Source organism: Acidovorax sp. 99, from assembly GCF_003096455.1.
Lineage (GTDB): Bacteria > Pseudomonadota > Gammaproteobacteria > Burkholderiales > Burkholderiaceae_C > Acidovorax > Acidovorax delafieldii.
The window spans coordinates 251,941-270,093 of sequence record NZ_QEKU01000001.1 but is presented as its reverse complement, the minus strand read 5'-3'; the positions used below and the strand labels follow the sequence as shown (position 1 = coordinate 270,093).

Below are 18,153 nucleotides of genomic sequence, written 5' to 3'. Positions count from 1 at the left end.
CGCAAGCGGTGTTCATGCAGCAAGCCACCGTAAGGTGGCTTTTTTGTTTTTGCTTCATTCTTTCGCTTCACGCGCTGTTGCCGGGCTGTGGTGTGTGGTGCAGGAAGCGCCACGACACACAGCGCAGGACCTATCAGTCACACGCGCGACACTCGGTTGTCCTGCGTCCTCAGGGTATTCCTTTGCCGCAGCGGCGCAGCAGTCTCCCTAGAATGTGCTGCACTGCAATACATGGGTTTTGAGCCCGAGGAGTTCGTTGTGTCCGAACCGAAAACCGCTGCGTCCAAATCGACCCAGCGCGTCATCAAGAAGTACCCCAACCGCCGTCTGTACGACACAGACACCTCCACCTACATCACCCTGGCCGAGGTGCGCCAGCTGGTGATGGACCACCAGAACGTGGTGGTGCGCGACGCCAAGACGGGCGAAGACCTCACACGCAGCATCCTGCTGCAGATCATTTTGGAAGAGGAGGCGGGCGGCGCCCCGATGTTCACCGAGGCGGTGCTGGCCAACATCATCCGCTTCTACGGCCATGCCATGCAGGGGTTCATGGGTGCGTATCTGGAGAAGAACGTCCAGGCCTTTACCGATGTGCAGGCCAAGCTGGCTGAGCAGTCGCAAAGCGTGACGCCCGAGATGTGGTCGCAATTCATGAGCCTGCAGTCGCCCATGCTCAAGGGCATGATGGGCAACTATGTCGAGCAGTCGCAGACCATGCTGGCCCAGATGCAGGAGCAGATGCAAAAGCAGACGGAGCAGATGCTGGGTGCATTTGGACTGAAAAGATAGCCCCCGAGGCGCCTGCGGCGCCTTGCCCCCGGGCGGCGCCGCTAGAGCGGTGGTGCTGCCTTTGAATGGTGGCTGCGGGCTGGTGCAGCACCGGTTGCGCAGGTTGCGGCAGGTGGCAAACCTTGCGATGAATCGGCAATCCTGACCGCTCAACGCCGGAACTGGGACAATACGGGGATATGAGCGAAGCAATTGCCCCCACCAAAACACCCAAAGTCGGATTCGTCAGCCTGGGATGCCCCAAGGCGCTGACCGATTCCGAGCTGATCCTCACGCAGCTGAGCGCCGAGGGTTACGAAACCTCCAAGACCTTCCAGGGCGCAGACCTGGTCATCGTCAACACCTGCGGCTTCATTGACGATGCCGTGAAAGAAAGCCTGGACACCATTGGCGAAGCGCTGGCCGAGAACGGCAAGGTCATCGTCACCGGCTGCCTGGGCGCCCGCACGGGTGACGATGGCGGCAACATGGTGCGCCAGATGCACCCCAGCGTGCTGGCCGTGACCGGGCCGCATGCCACGCAAGAGGTGATGGATGCGGTCCACCTGAACCTGCCCAAGCCCCACGACCCGTTCGTGGACCTGGTGCCCGGCAGCTTCGGCATCGCGGGCATCAAGCTCACGCCCAAGCACTACGCTTACCTCAAGATCAGCGAAGGCTGCAACCACCGTTGTACCTTCTGCATCATCCCGTCCATGCGCGGCGATCTGGTGTCGCGCCCCATTGGCGACGTGCTGAGCGAGGCCAAGGCCTTGTTTGAAGGTGGTGTGAAAGAGCTGCTGGTGATCAGTCAGGACACCTCGGCCTATGGCGTGGACGTGAAGTACCGGACGGGCTTCTGGGACGGCAAGCCCGTCAAGACCCGCATGCTGGAGCTGGTGCAGACGCTGGGTGAGATTGCCGAGCCCTATGGTGCCTGGGTGCGCCTGCACTACGTGTACCCGTACCCCAGCGTGGACGAGGTGATCCCACTCATGGCCACGGGCAAGGTGCTGCCGTACCTGGACGTGCCTTTCCAGCACAGCCACCCTGATGTCCTGAAGCGCATGAAGCGCCCCGCCAGCGGCGAGCGCAACCTGGAGCGCATCCTGCGCTGGCGCGAAGCCTGCCCCGAGCTGGTCATCCGCAGCACCTTCATTGCGGGCTTTCCGGGCGAGACGGAAGAAGAGTTCCAGCACCTGCTCGACTTCGTGCGCGAGGCGCAGATTGACCGTGCGGGCTGCTTTGCCTACAGCGATGTGAATGGCGCTGCGGCCAACGAGCTGCCCGGCATGCTGCCGATGGAAGTGCGCGAAGAGCGCCGTGCCCGCTTCATGGCGGTGGCGGAAGAGGTCTCGATCGCCAGACTGCAGCGCCGGGTGGGTGCCACCATGCAGGTGCTGGTGGACCATGCCCCTGCCCTGGGCCGCAAAGGGGGTGTGGGCCGCACTTATGCGGATGCGCCCGAGATCGACGGCACCGTGCAGCTGCTGCCGCCCGAGAAGATCAGCAAGCAGCTCAAGGTGGGGGAGTTCACCAAGGCACGTATCGTGGGCGTGCAGGGACACGACCTGGTGGCGCAACCTATCTGATTGCTATTTAATTCATAGCGTTAGACCCTTGCAGCACTAGCGCATTGGCTCTGAATCATAAAAAAAGGCTTCCCGAGGGAAGCCTTTTTCTTTGGGGGATCTCCTGGGAGGGAGAGGGGGCAGCGAGCCCTTGCCGCCCTTAGACGCGCTTGCGGTATTCGCCAGTGCGGGTGTCGATTTCGATCTTGTCGCCTTGGCTGACGAACAGGGGCACGGGCACTTCGAAGCCGGTGGCGATCTTGGCAGGCTTCATGACCTTGCCGGAGGTGTCGCCCTTGACGGCGGGTTCCGTCCAGGTGATTTCGCGCTCGACGCTGGTGGGCAGTTCGACCGAGATGGCCTTGCCGTCATAGAACACCACTTCCACCGTCATTCCGTCTTCCAGGTAGTTCAGCGAGTCGCCCATGTTTTCGGCTTCCACTTCGTACTGGTTGTACTCGGTGTCCATGCACACGTACATGGGGTCGGCAAAGTAGGAGTAGGTGCACTCCTTCTTGTCCAGGATCACGTTGTCGATCTTGTCGTCGGCCTTGAACACGACTTCGGTGCCGAAGTTGCCGATCAGGCTCTTGAGCTTCATGCGCACGGTGGCTGCACCGCGGCCGCCGCGGGCGTATTCGGTCTTCAGGACCACCATGGGGTCCTTGCCGTGCATGATGACGTTGCCGGCGCGGATTTCTTGAGCGATTTTCATAGCAAGTTGCTTGGGTTGGGGCCGCTCAACGCGCGGGCTGGCAAACCATCTGGTTTGCGCGCCGGTGCATGTTCTGCGGCGAAAGTGCGCGGGGAGCAGGCACTGACATGCCGCACCTGATTTGCGCAAAGCCTCGGATTTTACCGTTTTTCGGCGACAAAGCCCAAAAGTTGTGCGACGAGGTTGTCCTGCGTCAGCAGGCGCGCACGGGCAGCCTGGGTGCAGGCGGTCCACTCTGCCAGCGTGTTGTCGTCCGGCCATTGCAGCGGCGCGCCGTCCAGCCCGTTCCAGGTGGCGTGGAACTGCCGCAGTGACGCAGGCGCCTGCAGCCAGTCCAGAAAGGCCCAGAGCTTGTCGTGGTGGGCGTTGTCGTGCTGCGGGTAGATCTGCCAGACAAAGGCTTGACCCGCCCACAGCGCACGCACCAGCGAGTCCTCGCCCCGCACCGCATTGAAGTCGCAGGCCCACAGCATCTCATCAAACGCTGGCTGGGGGCGGTGGGGAAGGTAGGACAAGGACAGCAGTCCCCGCTGGTCATGCGCTTGCGGACCTCCTTGGTTCCCGGAGGGCTCGGCCAGTGTCGCCCGCACAGCAGCAGCCGGGCGGCCAGGCGTGACCAGCAGCTCGGTGGGTTGTCGCGCACACTGTTGCAGCAGGTGGGCCAGCGCCGGGGGCTCGTAGCAGAACAGCGACACCCAGCGGCTGCCCGTTATATCTTCGCCCCTGCCAAACATGGCCCGGTGCTCCGTGCGCCAGGCGCTGCGGTCAAAAGCCGCGCGCCGCGCCATCAGATGGGGCTCGCGCAGGAGGCCGCCGGTGCCGGTGGTGAAGCCGGGGTAGAAAAACCAGCGCGTCCACCCCGATGCCGGGCCGGACAGGATGGGGGACGGCAGGCGGTGGGTGCGTGCGACGTAGGCCTCTGCAGACAGGTATTCCAGGTTGATCCAGACAGGTTTGGAGCGATTTTGGCTAGAAGCGCTAGTGGAATATGCGCTATACGCTATGAATTCAGGAGCAATATCGCAGCCGAAGGCCTCCACCATCACATCGGGTGGCGGCTCGTTGGGCCCCGGCGGCGGCGCGCCCCAGGGCCTCACCTCCACCCCGGCGCAGCCCCCAGGGGCCATCCATTGCAGCGCCGAGGCGTCGTCCACCCACAGGCGCACGCGGTGGCCCAGTGCGGCCAGCTGCGCCACCAGACGCCAGCACACGCCAATGTCGCCAAAGTTGTCGATCACGCGGCAGAACACATCCCACTGCAGGGGCTGGCGGTCGGGGGTCATGGTGTAGAGGGCTGCGTGCGCAAGTGGTCCACCAGCAGCCGGGCCACGGTGGAGAGGGATTCTTCCGACCGCACGCACAGCGACAGGCGGCGGTGGGCCCAGGGCTCGTTCAGGGTGACGGTGCGGATCTGCAGCGCGCCCTGGTACAGCCGCGCACTGCCGCGCGGCATCACGCCCACACCCAGCCCGGCGTTGACCATGAGGCACAGCGCGTCGTAGCTGGTGACCTGCATGCGCAGTCGAAGCGGAAGGCCTGCCTCGGCGGATGCGCGGGTGAGCTGGTTGTTGATGGCGCTGTTGGGGTGCGCGCCCACAAAGTCATAGGGCAGGGCGTCTGCCAGCCGCACGGACTTGCGCCGCGCCAGCGCATGGCCGGTGGGTACCACCAGCACCAGCTCGTCGGTGCGGTAGGGCAGCAGCGTCACCCGCTCGCCGTAGTGGCCTTCGTTCAGGATGCCCACGTCGGCCGCGTTCTCGGCCACGGAATGCGCAATCGCGCTGCTGATCTGCTCCTGCAGCCGCACATCCACCTGCGGGTGTTGTGCCAGAAAGCTCTGCAGTTCCTCCGGCAAAAACTGCGTGATGGCCGAGATGTTGGCCACCACGCGCACGTGGCCGCGCACTCCGGTGCCATATTCGCGCATCTGGGTGGCGATGCCGTCCAGGTCATTCAGTACGCCGCGCGCCAGGTTCAGCAGGGCAAATGCGGCGGCCGTGGGCTCGGTGCCCTTGTTGCTGCGGGTGAACAGGGCCACGTGCAACGCGTCTTCCAGGTCGGCCAGGCGGCGGCTCACGGCCGAGGCGGCCAGGTGCTCGCGCGCGGCGGCGGCAGCGATGGTGCTTTCTTCCATCACGGCCACAAACAGGCGCAGGGAGACGGGATCAAGTTTCATGGGGGCCTGATGGTAACAAGCTGCCATGCCGGTTTGCGATGGCATCTTGTTGCTTGAGCGATTTACGGCCCCGCACACCCTGCGCATCATTCGCCCCGAGCCGCCCCGGCGTGGGGCTGGCCGCAGGAGATAACCCCACCCATGGATTCCATTGCTTCCCCCGCCGCGTTGCAAGGCGTGCGCGTCATCGAAATGGGCCAGCTCATTGCCGGGCCTTTCTGCGGCAAGACGCTGGGCGAGTTTGGCGCCGATGTGATCAAGATCGAGGCGCCCGAGACCGGCGACCCGCTGCGCAACTGGCGCCTCATCAAGGAAGGCACTTCTGTCTGGTGGCAGGTGCAGTCGCGCAACAAGCGCTCGGTGGCGCTGGACCTGCGGCAAAAGGAGGGGCAGGACATCGCTCGCCAGCTGATTGCAGAAGCCGATGTGCTGGTCGAGAACTTCCGCCCCGGCACGCTGGAAGGCTGGGGCATGTCGCCCGAGGAACTGCACCAACTCAACCCTGGCCTCGTGATGCTGCGCATCTCTGGCTACGGCCAGACGGGGCCATACCGCGACCTGCCAGGCTTTGGCGCCATCGGCGAAGCCATGGGCGGCCTGCGCCACCTGACGGGCGAGCCCGGCCGCGTGCCGGTGCGCGTCGGTGTCTCGATTGGTGACACGCTGGCGGCGCTGCACGGCACCATCGGCGTGCTCACGGCGCTGTACCACCGCAAGGTCAACGGCGGCCAGGGCCAGGTGATTGACGTGGCGCTGCACGAGGCGGTGTTCAACGTGATGGAAAGCCTGATCCCCGAATACAGCGCCTTCGGCGCCGTGCGCGAGGCCGCAGGCAGCGCGCTGCCGGGCATTGCACCGAGCAACGCCTACCCCTGCCAGGACGGCTGGGTGCTGGTGGCGGGCAATGGCGACAGCATCTTCAAGCGGCTGATGGATGCGATTGGCAGGCCCGACCTGGGCACTGCGCCGGACCTCGCCAACAACACCGGCCGCGTGGCCCGGGTGGAAGAGATCGACGCTGCGATTGGCGCCTGGAGCGCGCAGCGCACTGTGCAGCAGGTGCTGGATGCATTGGGCGCTGCCCGCGTGCCAGCGGGCAAGGTCTACACCGCCAAAGACATTGCCGAAGACCCGCACTACCGCGCCCGCGACATGCTGCTGACGCAACAGACGCGCGACGGCTACAGCGTAGAAGTGCCCGGCATCGTGCCCAAGCTCTCGGCCACGCCAGGCACCATCCGCAGCAGCGCGCCGCACCTGGGCGACGACACCGATGCGGTGCTGGCCGAGGCAGGGCTCACGGCCGAACAGATTGCGCTGCTGCGCAGCAAGGGGGTGATTCAATGAGTGCATCCAACATGGTGTGGCAGGGCGCAGGCCGCCGCATCCACATGCAGGAAGTCGGCTTGCGCGACGGCCTGCAGATGGAAAAGGCCTTTGTGCCCACGGCCGACAAGATCGCGCTGTGCAATGCGCTGTCGGCGGCGGGCCTGTCCAAGATTGAGGTGACCTCGTTCACCTCGCCCACGGCCATCCCTGCGCTCAAAGACGCCGAGATCGTGATGCGCGAGATCACGCGAAGCCCGGGCACCGTCTATACCGCGCTGGTGCCCAATCTGCGCGGCGCCGAGCGCGCCATCGAGTCGCGCACGGACGAGCTGAACCTGGTGATGTCGGTCAGCGCCACCCACAATCTGGCCAACCTGCGCATGACGCAGGAACAGTCGTTCGCGGCGCTGGCGCAGGTGGTGGCCCTGGCGCAGGGCGCCAACGTGGCGGTGAATGTGTCTCTGTCCTGCGTGTTCGGCTGCCCCATGGAGGGCGATGTGGCCCAGGCCGATGTGTTCGGCTGGGTGCAGCGCTTTGTGGACTTGGGTGTGCGTGGCATCACGCTGTGCGATACCACGGGCATGGCCTACCCCACGCAGGTGCACCAGCTCACGGCGGCCGCCCGCGCGCGCTGGCCGGGGGTGGAGTTCACCCTGCATTTCCACAACACGCGCGGCATGGGGCTAGCCAATGTGCTGGCCGCCATCGACGCCGGGGCTGACCGTTTCGATGCCTCGCTGGGCGGCCTGGGCGGCTGCCCCTATGCACCCGGTGCCAGCGGCAATGTGTGCAGTGAGGAGATCGTGCATGCGCTGGCGCTGATGCGCTATGACACGGGGGTGGACTTGGCACAACTGGTGGCGGCGGCGCAGCGACTGCCTGCGTTGATCGGCCACGATATTCCCAGCCAGATCGCCAAGGCGGGCCCGCGCCTGGCGCTGCACCCGGTGCCTGCCGATTTCGAGGCGATCCGCGAAAGGGCGCTGGCCCGCTGAATGCGGGCGAGCCTGCATTCACCCATAACACCAGGAGACAAAAGCCATGACATTTCAAACGACGCTGTCCCGCCGCATCTTTACCGCCGCCGTGCTGTGCTCCGCTGCTTTGGCTGCGGGCGCGCAGGACAAATACCCCTCCAAGCCCATCACCGTGGTGGTACCCCAGGCTGCGGGTGGCGCCAACGACGCCATTGCGCGCGTGGTGGCGCAAAAACTCAGCGAGCAGCTGGGCCAAGGCGTGATCGTGGACAACCGCCCTGGTGCGGGCGGCACGCTGGCCACAGGCGCCACGGCCCGCGCGCGCAATGATGGCTACACCCTGCTGCTGACAGCCGACAGCGCCCATGTGATCGGCCCTGCGCTGTACAAGAACCCGGGGTTCGATCCGGTGAAGGACTTCGCACCCGTGGCGCCTGTGGCCACGGCGGGCTATGTGCTGGTGGCGCATCCATCCTTCCCGGCCAACACCGTGGCCGAAATGGTGGCTTTGGCCAAGGCCAACCCCGGCAAATATGCGATTGCCTCGGCGGGCAACGGCACGCTGAACCACCTGATTGGCGAGATGCTGCAAAAGGCGGCGGGCATCCAGCTGCAGCACATTCCGTACAAGGGTTCGGCTGCAGCCGCCACCGACGTGGTGGGCGGGCAAGTGCCGCTGTCGGTGCAAAGCCTGCCGTCAGCCATTGCGTTCATCAAGGCAGGCAAGCTCAAGGTGCTGGGTGTGGTCAATGAAAAGCGCGTGGCCGCGCTGCCCGATGCGCCCACCATCGGCGAGACGATCAAGGGCTTTGGCCAGGCACCCTGGTATGCGCTGTTTGCCCCGGCCGGCACGCCCGCGCCCATCGTGGCGCAGTTGCAGGCCGAGGTGGCCCGTGCGCTGGAGCACAAGGACGTGGTGGACAAGCTGGCCACCGTGGGCTGCGAGCCCTTCAAGGGTACGGCGGCGCAGCTGGCGGCGCTGGTGCAGTCCGACCTGCCCAAGTGGAGCCGCGTGGTCAAGGACACGGGCGCCACGGTCGATTGACCAGGCGCTTTCTCAGTGCCTTCCTGCTTCTCGCAACTCAGATTTTTTGACAACAACGACAACGACGGAGACATCCCTTTCATGAAAACCACCCGCAAGCAGTTCACCACCCTCGCCCTGGCCGCACTGGCCACCGGCTTCATCGGCCACGCAGCGGCGCAGGGCGCCTACCCGTCCAAAAACGTGACCCTGGTGGTGCCCACCGCCGCAGGCGGCACCACCGACCTGTCGGCCCGCATGCTGGCGCAAGCCCTGGCGCCGGTGCTGGGCCAGTCGGTCATCGTGGACAACAAGGGCGGGGGCAACGGCAACATTGCTGCCAGCGCCGTCAAGCGGGCCGAGGCCGATGGCTACACGCTGCTGATGCAGTACTCGGGCTACCACGTCATCTCGCCCCACATCACCAAACAAAAGCAGTGGGAGCAGGGTGACTTCCAACCCGTGGCTAACGTCATCTCGGCCCCGCAGATCATCGTGGTGCGTGCCGACCTGCCGGTGAAAACGCTGCCCGAGCTGATCGCCTACGCCAAAGCCAACCCTGGCAAGCTCAACTACGCCTCGTCGGGCAACGGCTCGCTGCAGCACGTGACCGGTGCCATGCTGGAGCAGCAGGGCGCCATCAAGATGGTCCATGTGCCCTACAAGGGCACGGGCCCCGCGCTGCAGGACCTGCTGGGCGGCCAGGTGGACCTGACCTTTGGCACTGCACCGCCGTTCATGCCCCACATCGCCAGCGGCAAGCTGCGCGTGCTGGCCGTGACGGGCAAGCAGCGCCTGCCCAGTCTGCCTGATGTGCCCACCACAGCCGAGGCGGGCTACCCCAAGGTCGATGCCACCTCGTGGTTTGCGGTGTTTGCCCCCGCCGCCGTGCCCAAGGCCGTGGTGGACAAGCTCACGGCCGACATCCGCACCGTGGTGCAGAACCCGGCCTTCCAGCAAAAGGCGCAGGAGCAGGGCGCCACGGCCGACTACCAGACCCCGGCGCAGCTGGGTGACAAGGTGAAGGCCGATCTGGCTAACTGGGCGCAGGTGGTGAAGACCTCGAAGATCGAGGCGGAGTGACCGGGGTACGGTGCTTTTTTGATCAAAATGGCTGCAAGCGCTGGTTGAATATGCGCTGGTAGCTATTTTTTTGATAGTGAACCGGCAGGCTGCGCACGGGGCCACAATACGCGCCATGTCTGATGTGCATTCCGAAGAACTCCTGGCGCAGGTGGCTGCGCTGCCCGCGCTGCCGGGTGTGTACCGCTATTTCGACGCGCAGGATGCGCTGCTGTATGTGGGCAAGGCGCTCAACCTCAAGCGCCGGGTGTCCAGCTACTTCCAGAAGAACCATGGCGGCACCCGCATCGGCCACATGGTCAGCAAGATCGTGCGCATGGAGACCACGGTGGTGCGCTCCGAGGCCGAGGCGCTGCTGCTGGAAAACAACCTCATCAAGACGCTGAACCCCAAGTTCAACATCCTGTTTCGAGACGACAAGAGCTACCCCTATCTCAAGATCACCGGCACACCGGGCGCCCACACGCGGAGCGATGCGCCGGGCCAGGTGTTTCCGCGCATGGCCTACTACCGGGGTGCGGTGGACAAGAAGCACCGCTACTTTGGCCCGTACCCCAGCGCCTGGGCGGTGAAGGAAACCATTCAGCTGCTGCAAAAGGTGTTCCGGCTGCGCACCTGCGAAGACACGGTGTTTGCCAACCGCACACGGCCCTGCCTGCTGTACCAGATCAAGCGCTGCACCGGGCCCTGCGTGGACTTGATCTCGCCCGAGGCCTATGCGGCTGACGTGCAGCACGCGGAGGCGCTGCTGCGCGGCGAAACGCAGGAGCTGCTGCAGGCGCTGGAGGCGCGGATGATGGCGCATTCGGACAAGCTGGAGTTTGAGCAGGCTGCCGAGGTGCGCAACCAGATCCAGGCGCTGTCGCGCGTGCTTCACCAGCAGTCCATCGAGACGGTGGATGACAAGGATGTGGACATCCTGGCGGTGCGCGTGCAAGGTGGACGCGCCTGCGTGAACCTGGCCATGGTGCGCGGTGGCCGCCACCTGGGCGACCGGCCGTACTTTCCAGTGCACGTCGAGGACGCTGCGGCGGTATTTGAAGAAGAGGGCGGGGACGGTGCGGATGAAACGGTGGCTACCCCGTCTCGTCCGGTTCGCCCCGTGGAGGCCCTGGTGCTGGAGGCCTTCATTGCCCAGCACTACATCGGTGTGCCCGTGCCACCGCTGCTGGTGACCAGTGTGCCGGTGGACAAGGCCTTGCTGGACGCGCTGACCGAACAAAGTGGCTTGCGCGTGAACGCTATCCACCAGCCACGCGAACAGCGCCGCGCGTGGCTGGACATGGCGCAGAAAAACGCCGATCTGCAACTGGCCCGTCTGCTGGCCGAGGAGGGCTCGCAGCAGGCCCGCACCCGCGCGCTGGCCGAGGCGCTGGACCTGCCGCCCGAAGACCTGGACCAGCTCACCATCGAGTGTTTCGACATCTCGCACACGGCGGGTGAATCCACCCAGGCGTCGTGTGTGGTGTTTCACCACCACAAGATGCAGAGCAGCGAATACCGCCGCTACAAGATCGAAGGCATCACCGGCGGCGACGACTATGCCGCCATGCGCCAGGTGCTCACGCGCCGCTACAGCAAGGTGGTGGAGGCGCAGCGCGAGGAGGGCGGCATCGACTATGCGCAATCGCCCGAGGCGCAAGCCGCAGCCCGGCCCAAAGGCCAGGCGCGTTTGCCGGACCTGGTGCTCATCGACGGCGGCAAGGGCCAGGTGGGCGTGGCGCGTGAGGTGTTCACGGCACTGGGGCTGGACCTGACCCGCATCGTGGGGGTCGAGAAGGGCGAGGGCCGCAAGGTGGGCCTGGAAGAGTTGGTGTTCGCCGACGGGCGTGAGAAGGTCTACCTGGGCAAGGATTCGGCCGCGCTCATGCTGGTGGCGCAGATCCGCGATGAGGCGCACCGCTTTGCCATCACCGGCATGCGCGCGGCACGGGCCAAGGTGCGCGTGGGGGGCGGGCAACTGGAAGAAATTGCGGGGGTGGGGCCCAAGAAGCGAGCGCGCCTGTTGCAACGTTTTGGCGGGGTGCGTGGTGTGGCATCCGCGAGCGTGGAGGACCTGGCCACCGTGGATGGCATCTCGCATGAATTGGCAGAAGAAATTTACAAGGCATTGAGATAAGCCCCATGTGCCGTTCCACGGCCGCGCCGTGACACAATCGCCGCCATGTTCTGGACTATCCCCACCTTGATGACCTGGACGCGCATCGTCGCGATACCTTTGATCGTGGGGGTGTTCTACGCACCGCTGGACCCGGCCACGCGCAATCTCATTGCCACCGTGATGTTCGTGGTGTTCGCGGCCACCGACTGGCTGGACGGCTACCTGGCCCGCAAGCTCAACCAGACCTCGTCTTTCGGTGCTTTCCTGGACCCGGTGGCCGACAAGTTTCTGGTGTGTGCGTCGCTCCTGGTGCTGGTGCACCTGCAACGTGCCGACGTGTTTGTGGCCCTCATCATCATCGGCCGCGAGATCGCGATCTCGGCCCTGCGCGAGTGGATGGCGCAGATCGGCGCCAGCAAGAGCGTGGCCGTGCACATGATCGGCAAGGTCAAGACCACGGTGCAGATGCTGGCCATCCCCTTTCTGCTGTACGACGGGCGCCTGTTTGGCGTGATCGATACCGGCGTGTGGGGCACCTGGCTCATCTGGGCCTCGGCGGTGCTCACCGTCTGGTCGATGGTGTACTACCTGCAGAAGGCGTTGCCCGAGATCCGGGCACGCGTCAAATAGTTTTCAAGTCTTTGATGCCTGGAGCGCTTGATATATAAGCGCAGGCAGCTATATTTTCAGGAGCATCTGAATGGCGAAGCATCGCATTGCAGTCATTGCCGGTGACGGCATTGGCAAAGAGGTCATGCCCGAGGGCCTCCGCGTTCTGGACGAGGCCGCCCGCAAGTTTGGCATTGACCTGCATTTCGACCACTTCGACTTTTCGAGCTGGGACTACTACGAAAAGCACGGCAAGATGCTGCCCGACAACTGGAAGGACCAGATCGGCGGCCATGAGGCGATTTACTTTGGCGCGGTGGGCTGGCCCGAGAAGATTGCCGACCATGTCTCGCTCTGGGGCTCGCTGCTGCTGTTTCGCCGCGAGTTCGACCAGTACATCAACCTGCGCCCCGCGCGCCTCATGCCCGGCGTGATTGCCCCCGTGGTGCGGCGTGATGGGTCACCACGCCTGCCGGGCGAGATTGACATGTTCATCGTGCGCGAGAACACCGAGGGCGAATACTCCAGCATCGGTGGCCGCATGTACGAAGGCACCCCGCGCGAGATCGTGATGCAGGAGACAGTGATGTCGCGCCACGGCGTGGACCGTGTGCTGAAGTTCGCGTTTGAACTGGCCCAGTCGCGCCCCAAGAAGCACCTGACCAGCGCCACCAAGTCCAACGGTATCGCCATCACCATGCCCTACTGGGACGAGCGCGTGGCCGAGATGGCCAAGGCCTACCCCGATGTGACGGTGGACAAGTTCCACATCGACATCCTCACCGCCCACTTCGTGCAGCGGCCCGACTTCTTTGATGTGGTGGTTGCCAGCAACCTGTTCGGCGACATCCTCTCGGACCTGGGACCTGCGTGCACCGGCACCATCGGCATCGCGCCCAGCGCCAACCTCAACCCCACGCGCACCATGCCGTCGCTGTTTGAGCCGGTGCATGGCTCGGCGCCCGACATCGCGGGCAAGGGCATCGCCAACCCCATTGGGCAGATCTGGTGCGGCGCAATGATGCTGGACTTCCTGGGTTACCGCGCCGCGCACGACGCCGTTTTGGCCGCTATCGAAGCCGTGTTGCAACCCGGCAGTGGTGCTCCGCGCACCCCGGACCTGGGCGGCACGGGCAGCACGCAGGATGTGGGCAAAGCCATCGCTCAGGCACTCGCTGCTCGTTGAGTACGGCTGGCTGCGGGGTGTCAATACGGAGTGCTGCCGATACGGCGTGTTTGAGACAAAAACCCCCGCCAAGCCCTGTCGCAGCGTGAAATACGACTAGAATTCAAAACAACGCTGACGCAAAACAGCGTGTTGTATTGACACTCTGAAACTCGATGGCTTTAATCTGATGCAGCAGCCACTGCTGTGTATGCCAGTCATTCCCCCGCCTGTTCTCCACCAGCCCACGGCTGTGCTTTCAGGCGTGTGAAGACCAGATATCCTCGAGACATTCCATTAACTCTTTTCCGAGAGGCTTCTTGTGAACAAAACCGAATTGATTGAGCACATCGCTACCAACGCCGACATCTCCAAGGCCGCTGCTGCGCGTGCCCTGGAATCCACGATCGAGGCTGTCAAGAAGACTCTCAAGAAGGGCGGCACCGTGTCGCTCGTCGGTTTCGGTACTTTTGCCGTGGGCAAGCGTGCTGCCCGCACCGGTCGCAATCCCCGCACTGGCGCTACGATTAAAATCAAAGCTGCTAAAGTTCCAAAGTTCCGTCCTGGCAAGGCATTGAAAGACGCCTTGAACTGAGGATCAGTTTAGGTAGGGTCCTTAGCTCAGTTGGTAGAGCGGCTCCTTTACACGGAGTAGGTCGGCGGTTCGAGACCGTCAGGACCCACCATCACCGAACAAAGGCGAACGCAAGTTCGCCTTTTGTTTTTTGCCTTCTGAAAGATCGACCATGTTTGAATCCATCCGCAAGCACTCCAAGATCGTGATGATCTTCTTGTTCTTGCTGATCATTCCTTCGTTTGTGCTGGTAGGCATCGACCGCAACTATTTCTCTGAAAAGAGTCCTGTGGTAGCCCGTGTCGATGGCAACAACATCAACCAGACGGACTGGGACAATGCCCATCGCATGGAGACAGACCGCATTCGCGCCCAGTCTCCCTCGGTCGATCCCAAGTTGCTGGACGCTCCCAGCGCCCGGTATGCCACGCTGGAGCGCCTGGTGCGTGACCGTGTGCTGGCGGCTGCCGCGCAGAAGATGCACCTCGTGACCAGCGATGCGCGCCTGGCCCGTAGCCTGCAGGAGATTCCCGCCATTGCTGGACTCAAGCGCCCGGACGGTACGCTGGACGCCGATGCGTATCGCGCACTGGTCGCTGCTCAAGGCCTGACCCCCGAAGGTTTCGAAGCCAATGTGCGCCGCGACATCTCGGTGAACCAAGTGATGGGTGGCGTGATGAGCTCCGCGTTTGGCTCTGATGCGCAGGTCAAACTTGCGCTCGACGCTTTGTACGAGCGCCGCGAGATCCAGGTGGCCCGATTCAACGCTGCCGACTTCGCCAGCAAAGTCACCCCGACTGATGCAGACCTGGAGGCCTACTACAAGGCCCATCCCGCCCTGTTCCAGCAACGGGAACAGGCAGCCATCGAATACGTGGTGCTGGATCTCGACAGCGTGCGGGCGTCCATCACCCTGGGTGAAGACGACCTGCGTACTTACTACAAAGAGAATGTGGCTCGCATGACGGCGAAGGAAGAGCGCCGCGCCAGCCACATCCTGGTAAACGCTCCCAAGGATGCATCCGCCGCGGACCGCGAGAAGGCCAAGGCCCGTGCCACTGAACTGCTGGCCCAGGTGCGCAAGGCTCCCGGCAGCTTTGCTGATGTGGCCAAGAAATCCTCTGACGACAAGGGCTCGGCCGTTGCGGGCGGAGACCTGAACTTCTTTGCCCGGGGTGCGATGGTCAAGCCCTTTGAAGAAGCTGCGTTTGCGCTGAAAAAGGGCGAAATCAGTGATCTGGTGGAAACCGAGTTTGGTTATCACATCATCCAGCTCACCGACATCAAGACACCCCGCCAGCCCAGCTTTGAAGAACTGCGCCCCACCATGGAAGCAGAGCTCAAGCAGCAGCAGGCGCAGCGCAAGTTTGCCGAGGTGGCAGAGTCCTTCACCAACGGTGTGTATGAGCAGGCAGACAGCCTCCAGCCCGTGGCCGACAAGCTCAAGCTGAAGATCCAGACTGCCAAGGGTGTGACCCGGACCCCTGCCGCAGGTGCCAAGGGCCCTCTGGCCAACGCCAAGTTCCTCGAAGCACTTTTTGCTACCGACTCGCTGCAAAACAAGCGCAACACAGAGGCGGTGGAAGTGGGCCCCAGCCAGATGGCTGCCGGTCGTGTGACCACCTACACCCCTGCATTGACACTGCCCTACGACGAAGTGAAGGCCCGTGTTCGCACCTTGTATGTGGCTGAGAAATCTGCCGAACTCGCACGCAAGGAGGGCGAGGCCAAGCTCAATGCATGGAAGGCTGCCCCATCTTCTGCCACAGGCTTGGCCGCAGCGACCGAAGTCTCCCGCGAACAGACCCAGAACCTGCCGCGTGCCCTGATCGACGCCGCACTGCGGGCTCCCTCCGAAACGCTGCCAGGCTGGACGGGGGTGGATTTGGGCGCTGCGGGTTATGTCGTGGTCAAGGTCAACCGCGTCGTGCCGCGCCAGGCACCGGATGCGCAGCGTGCGCAGCAGGAGCGCCAACAATACGTGCAGTGGTTGGCCACGGCCGAAGGGCTGGCGTACTATGAACTGCTCAAGCAGCGCTTCAAGGTGCAGATCAAGGCACCACGTCCTGAGGCAGCGCCAACAGTGACTGCAGAAAATTAAGCGATTTGATGTCCGGGGCCAAAATCCCGGGCTATAATACAAAGCTACGGTGGCTGTAGCTCAGTTGGTAGAGTCCAGGATTGTGATTCCTGTTGTCGTGGGTTCGAGCCCCATCAGCCACCCCAAAATAGCAAAGCGCTGCAGCAGAAATGTTGCAGCGCTTTTTGCTTTGGGGCTGTATGGAATCTCGCCTTGCGCATGCCCCCCCTGTGCAGCGTTGTGCGTCAAGGGGGGTTTCTCACCATCAGAGCCCCGCCTCTCGCTCACCACAGCCCCACACGGCGCATACTGCATGCTCCACTTTTTGGGAGTTTCTGATGAGCCTTGTGATTCGCGACGCGTCGCCCAGTGAAAAGCGCGGCAACGCCATGTCTGCGGCCTTGGCCAAAGAGCAACTTCAATACGCGGTCCAGATCGTGCGCGACGTGTTGCCGCAGAGCGCTGGCGATGCAGCATTGATTGGCGCCGTGGTGCAGGCCATTGCCATGAATTACGCTGCTGTGCCGCAGCCCAATCGTTAGGGTTGGGGCTGTACGCGACGAGGTGCTTGATCCACATCCGTCATCCAGCCCGCGCGCGCATTGCTTGGCTGTTCCACACTCGTCAGAATGGATCGATTGGTATGAGTGGGGAGATTGAAAGCTACCAGCTGGGCCCGGAGGGACTCGAACCCCCGACCTATAGCTTAGAAGGTAGCTGATATTTGTTGAGTTTTCACCTTTTAAATCAACAAGTTACGATGATTTTCTGATACGATAAAACCCTAATATCTCACAAAAATCTCTCCGACGTGTGGAGAATCTTGAAAGATTACGATGGGTTCTATCAAGAAACGGGCGCTTAAAGACGGCAGCTCCGTCTATGACTGCCGCATCAATCGGGGAGTTGCTGGGACCCTGAGCAAGACCTTCAAGAGGAAGGATGAAGCCGAAAGCTGGGCCCGTGCTATCGAGGGAAAAATTGATCGCGGCGAGAACATCAGCCGCAAAGCGCAGACGACTATGTTTACGGTCGCCTGTGCTGAATACATCAAGCACTACAAGCCCTTGAAAACCAAAGAAAGGGTGCTGACGCCGGGCGAAATCATGGCAGTCCAAAGCTTGAACCAAGATTTCAAGAAATTTGCCATTAGCGAAATCACGAACCAACTGATACAGGCATGGATTGACCGGTTCTTGGAGACAGAGGTGGCCACGCAGCCTCGCAAGAAAGTTCACCCGTACTACAACGGTGGGCTCGACAAGAACGGCAAGAGGAAGACGTACAGCGAGAGTACCGTGCGTCGGCACTTCTTTGTGCTTAAAAAGATCCTGGTTTGGTATTCAGTGCGCGAGGACTTCGTCCTTCCAAGCAATCTCTTCTTGCAGCTCCAAATCCCGCGTGCATGGGCAGGCAAGCGCAAGCGCCGATTGGAAGCGGGAGAACTGGAACGCCTGCATGAGGCCGCAGTTAGGGGATACGATCACAAAGTAGAGTGGCCGTTGCTGATCGACTTTGCGTTGAACACGGCGGCGCGAATGCAGGAAATCCTCAAAACCAAGTGGAGCGATCTCAACTTGGAAGGGCGAAGCTGGACCATCCCGCCAGAGAACGTCAAGACGTCCACTTTCCGCACGGTACCGCTGTCGAAAAAGTCGCTGGCCATTCTCGAAAAAATGGCGACTCTTCGGGTCAAGGGTGAAGACCGCGTCTTCCACATGTGGCGCGATAGTGCGACGACCAGTAAGGGATTCAGGCGGCTGGCGGTACGCGCGGGCATCGAAGATTTCCGCTTTCATGATCTGCGACATGAAGGTGTCAGCCGCTTGTTTGAGACCACTGACCTGACTGATAGCGAAATCATGAGCATCACCGGACACACCTCGTCCGAAATGCTCAAAGCCTACTCTGCACTTCGCCCCAACGCGCTCGCGCGCAGGCTTGACGGCGAAAAACGGTAGTTGGTGCGGCTCGTTAG

The 18,153-nt window shown here is 62.9% G+C and carries 16 protein-coding genes and 2 tRNA genes; 15 read left to right on the top strand and 3 right to left on the bottom strand.

What is annotated here, in order from left to right; translation table 11 throughout:
• Nucleotides 1–231 precede the first annotated feature (231 nt).
• Nucleotides 232–792, top strand: coding sequence for a polyhydroxyalkanoate synthesis repressor PhaR (gene phaR, locus C8C95_RS01335; RefSeq protein ID WP_116747387.1), 561 nt, complete (start codon nucleotides 232–234; stop codon nucleotides 790–792).
• 179 nt (nucleotides 793–971) lie between these two features.
• A complete protein-coding gene (gene rimO, locus C8C95_RS01330; protein WP_099730612.1) occupies nucleotides 972–2,363 on the top strand; it encodes a 30S ribosomal protein S12 methylthiotransferase RimO in 1,392 nt (463 codons plus the stop codon).
• A gap of 139 nt (nucleotides 2,364–2,502) precedes the next feature.
• Here the strand turns inward: rimO and efp are convergent, their stop codons facing one another.
• The 3 genes from efp to C8C95_RS01315 all read right to left on the bottom strand — a co-directional run bounded on the left by efp (nucleotide 2,503) and on the right by C8C95_RS01315 (nucleotide 5,233).
• Nucleotides 2,503–3,057, bottom strand: coding sequence for an elongation factor P (efp, locus tag C8C95_RS01325; protein ID WP_008906801.1), 555 nt, complete (start codon nucleotides 3,055–3,057; stop codon nucleotides 2,503–2,505).
• 140 nt (nucleotides 3,058–3,197) lie between these two features.
• Nucleotides 3,198–4,340: an elongation factor P maturation arginine rhamnosyltransferase EarP gene (gene earP / locus C8C95_RS01320; RefSeq protein ID WP_116747386.1), complete on the bottom strand. Its 1,143-nt coding sequence runs from the start codon at nucleotides 4,338–4,340 to the stop codon at nucleotides 3,198–3,200.
• Nucleotides 4,337–5,233: a LysR family transcriptional regulator gene (locus C8C95_RS01315; RefSeq protein ID WP_116747385.1), complete on the bottom strand. Its 897-nt coding sequence runs from the start codon at nucleotides 5,231–5,233 to the stop codon at nucleotides 4,337–4,339. Before C8C95_RS01315 ends, earP begins: the two co-directional genes overlap by 4 nt.
• A 141-nt stretch (nucleotides 5,234–5,374) precedes the next feature.
• Between C8C95_RS01315 and C8C95_RS01310 the strand changes: the two genes are divergently transcribed.
• From C8C95_RS01310 to C8C95_RS01250, 13 genes are all read left to right on the top strand, one after another.
• The gene (locus C8C95_RS01310; RefSeq protein ID WP_116747384.1) at nucleotides 5,375–6,580 is read left to right on the top strand and encodes a CoA transferase; all 1,206 of its coding nucleotides are present in this window, start codon (nucleotides 5,375–5,377) and stop codon (nucleotides 6,578–6,580) included.
• Nucleotides 6,577–7,557: a hydroxymethylglutaryl-CoA lyase gene (locus tag C8C95_RS01305; protein WP_116747383.1), complete on the top strand. Its 981-nt coding sequence runs from the start codon at nucleotides 6,577–6,579 to the stop codon at nucleotides 7,555–7,557. The genes C8C95_RS01310 and C8C95_RS01305 overlap by 4 nt, the downstream gene beginning before the upstream one ends.
• A 46-nt stretch (nucleotides 7,558–7,603) precedes the next feature.
• Entirely contained in the window at nucleotides 7,604–8,584 is a 981-nt protein-coding gene (locus C8C95_RS01300; RefSeq protein WP_116747382.1) for a tripartite tricarboxylate transporter substrate binding protein, read from the top strand.
• A gap of 81 nt (nucleotides 8,585–8,665) precedes the next feature.
• Entirely contained in the window at nucleotides 8,666–9,646 is a 981-nt protein-coding gene (locus C8C95_RS01295) for a tripartite tricarboxylate transporter substrate binding protein (protein ID WP_116747381.1), read from the top strand.
• A gap of 115 nt (nucleotides 9,647–9,761) precedes the next feature.
• Nucleotides 9,762–11,765, top strand: coding sequence for an excinuclease ABC subunit UvrC (gene uvrC / locus C8C95_RS01290; RefSeq protein WP_116747380.1), 2,004 nt, complete (start codon nucleotides 9,762–9,764; stop codon nucleotides 11,763–11,765).
• Nucleotides 11,766–11,810: 45 nt separating this feature from the next.
• A complete protein-coding gene (gene pgsA, locus C8C95_RS01285) occupies nucleotides 11,811–12,377 on the top strand; it encodes a CDP-diacylglycerol--glycerol-3-phosphate 3-phosphatidyltransferase (protein WP_026436902.1) in 567 nt (188 codons plus the stop codon).
• 70 nt (nucleotides 12,378–12,447) lie between these two features.
• Nucleotides 12,448–13,542, top strand: a complete 1,095-nt coding sequence (locus tag C8C95_RS01280) for a tartrate dehydrogenase (protein ID WP_116747379.1) — start codon at nucleotides 12,448–12,450, stop codon at nucleotides 13,540–13,542.
• Nucleotides 13,543–13,843: 301 nt separating this feature from the next.
• Complete coding sequence (locus C8C95_RS01275) at nucleotides 13,844–14,116, top strand: HU family DNA-binding protein (protein ID WP_008906675.1); 273 nt, start codon at nucleotides 13,844–13,846, stop codon at nucleotides 14,114–14,116.
• 15 nt (nucleotides 14,117–14,131) lie between these two features.
• Nucleotides 14,132–14,207, top strand: a tRNA-Val gene (locus C8C95_RS01270).
• 60 nt (nucleotides 14,208–14,267) lie between these two features.
• On the top strand, nucleotides 14,268–16,196 hold the full coding sequence (locus C8C95_RS01265; protein ID WP_116747378.1) for a SurA N-terminal domain-containing protein: 1,929 nt from the start codon (nucleotides 14,268–14,270) through the stop codon (nucleotides 16,194–16,196).
• A gap of 49 nt (nucleotides 16,197–16,245) precedes the next feature.
• A tRNA-His gene (locus tag C8C95_RS01260) sits at nucleotides 16,246–16,321 on the top strand.
• Nucleotides 16,322–16,513: 192 nt separating this feature from the next.
• A complete protein-coding gene (locus tag C8C95_RS01255; protein ID WP_056064167.1) occupies nucleotides 16,514–16,717 on the top strand; it encodes a hypothetical protein in 204 nt (67 codons plus the stop codon).
• A gap of 294 nt (nucleotides 16,718–17,011) precedes the next feature.
• Nucleotides 17,012–18,136 carry a site-specific integrase gene (locus C8C95_RS01250; RefSeq protein WP_116747377.1) on the top strand — a complete coding sequence of 375 codons (1,125 nt, stop codon included), beginning with the start codon at nucleotides 17,012–17,014 and terminating at the stop codon, nucleotides 18,134–18,136.
• Nucleotides 18,137–18,153 lie beyond the last annotated feature (17 nt).

What these genes read in the sequence shown, in the direction of transcription:
- C8C95_RS01315 (WP_116747385.1), bottom strand. Translation starts at nt 5,233, where the DNA reads ATGAAACTTGATCCCGTCTCCCTGCGCCTGTTTGTGGCCGTGATGGAA.
- uvrC (WP_116747380.1), top strand. Translation starts at nt 9,762, where the DNA reads ATGTCTGATGTGCATTCCGAAGAACTCCTGGCGCAGGTGGCTGCGCTG.
- phaR (WP_116747387.1), top strand. Translation starts at nt 232, where the DNA reads ATGGGTTTTGAGCCCGAGGAGTTCGTTGTGTCCGAACCGAAAACCGCT.
- C8C95_RS01255 (WP_056064167.1), top strand. Translation starts at nt 16,514, where the DNA reads ATGAGCCTTGTGATTCGCGACGCGTCGCCCAGTGAAAAGCGCGGCAAC.
- earP (WP_116747386.1), bottom strand. Translation starts at nt 4,340, where the DNA reads ATGACCCCCGACCGCCAGCCCCTGCAGTGGGATGTGTTCTGCCGCGTG.
- rimO (WP_099730612.1), top strand. Translation starts at nt 972, where the DNA reads ATGAGCGAAGCAATTGCCCCCACCAAAACACCCAAAGTCGGATTCGTC.
- pgsA (WP_026436902.1), top strand. Translation starts at nt 11,811, where the DNA reads ATGTTCTGGACTATCCCCACCTTGATGACCTGGACGCGCATCGTCGCG.
- C8C95_RS01295 (WP_116747381.1), top strand. Translation starts at nt 8,666, where the DNA reads ATGAAAACCACCCGCAAGCAGTTCACCACCCTCGCCCTGGCCGCACTG.
- C8C95_RS01265 (WP_116747378.1), top strand. Translation starts at nt 14,268, where the DNA reads ATGTTTGAATCCATCCGCAAGCACTCCAAGATCGTGATGATCTTCTTG.
- C8C95_RS01300 (WP_116747382.1), top strand. Translation starts at nt 7,604, where the DNA reads ATGACATTTCAAACGACGCTGTCCCGCCGCATCTTTACCGCCGCCGTG.
- efp (WP_008906801.1), bottom strand. Translation starts at nt 3,057, where the DNA reads ATGAAAATCGCTCAAGAAATCCGCGCCGGCAACGTCATCATGCACGGC.
- C8C95_RS01280 (WP_116747379.1), top strand. Translation starts at nt 12,448, where the DNA reads ATGGCGAAGCATCGCATTGCAGTCATTGCCGGTGACGGCATTGGCAAA.
- C8C95_RS01250 (WP_116747377.1), top strand. Translation starts at nt 17,012, where the DNA reads ATGGGTTCTATCAAGAAACGGGCGCTTAAAGACGGCAGCTCCGTCTAT.
- C8C95_RS01310 (WP_116747384.1), top strand. Translation starts at nt 5,375, where the DNA reads ATGGATTCCATTGCTTCCCCCGCCGCGTTGCAAGGCGTGCGCGTCATC.
- C8C95_RS01305 (WP_116747383.1), top strand. Translation starts at nt 6,577, where the DNA reads ATGAGTGCATCCAACATGGTGTGGCAGGGCGCAGGCCGCCGCATCCAC.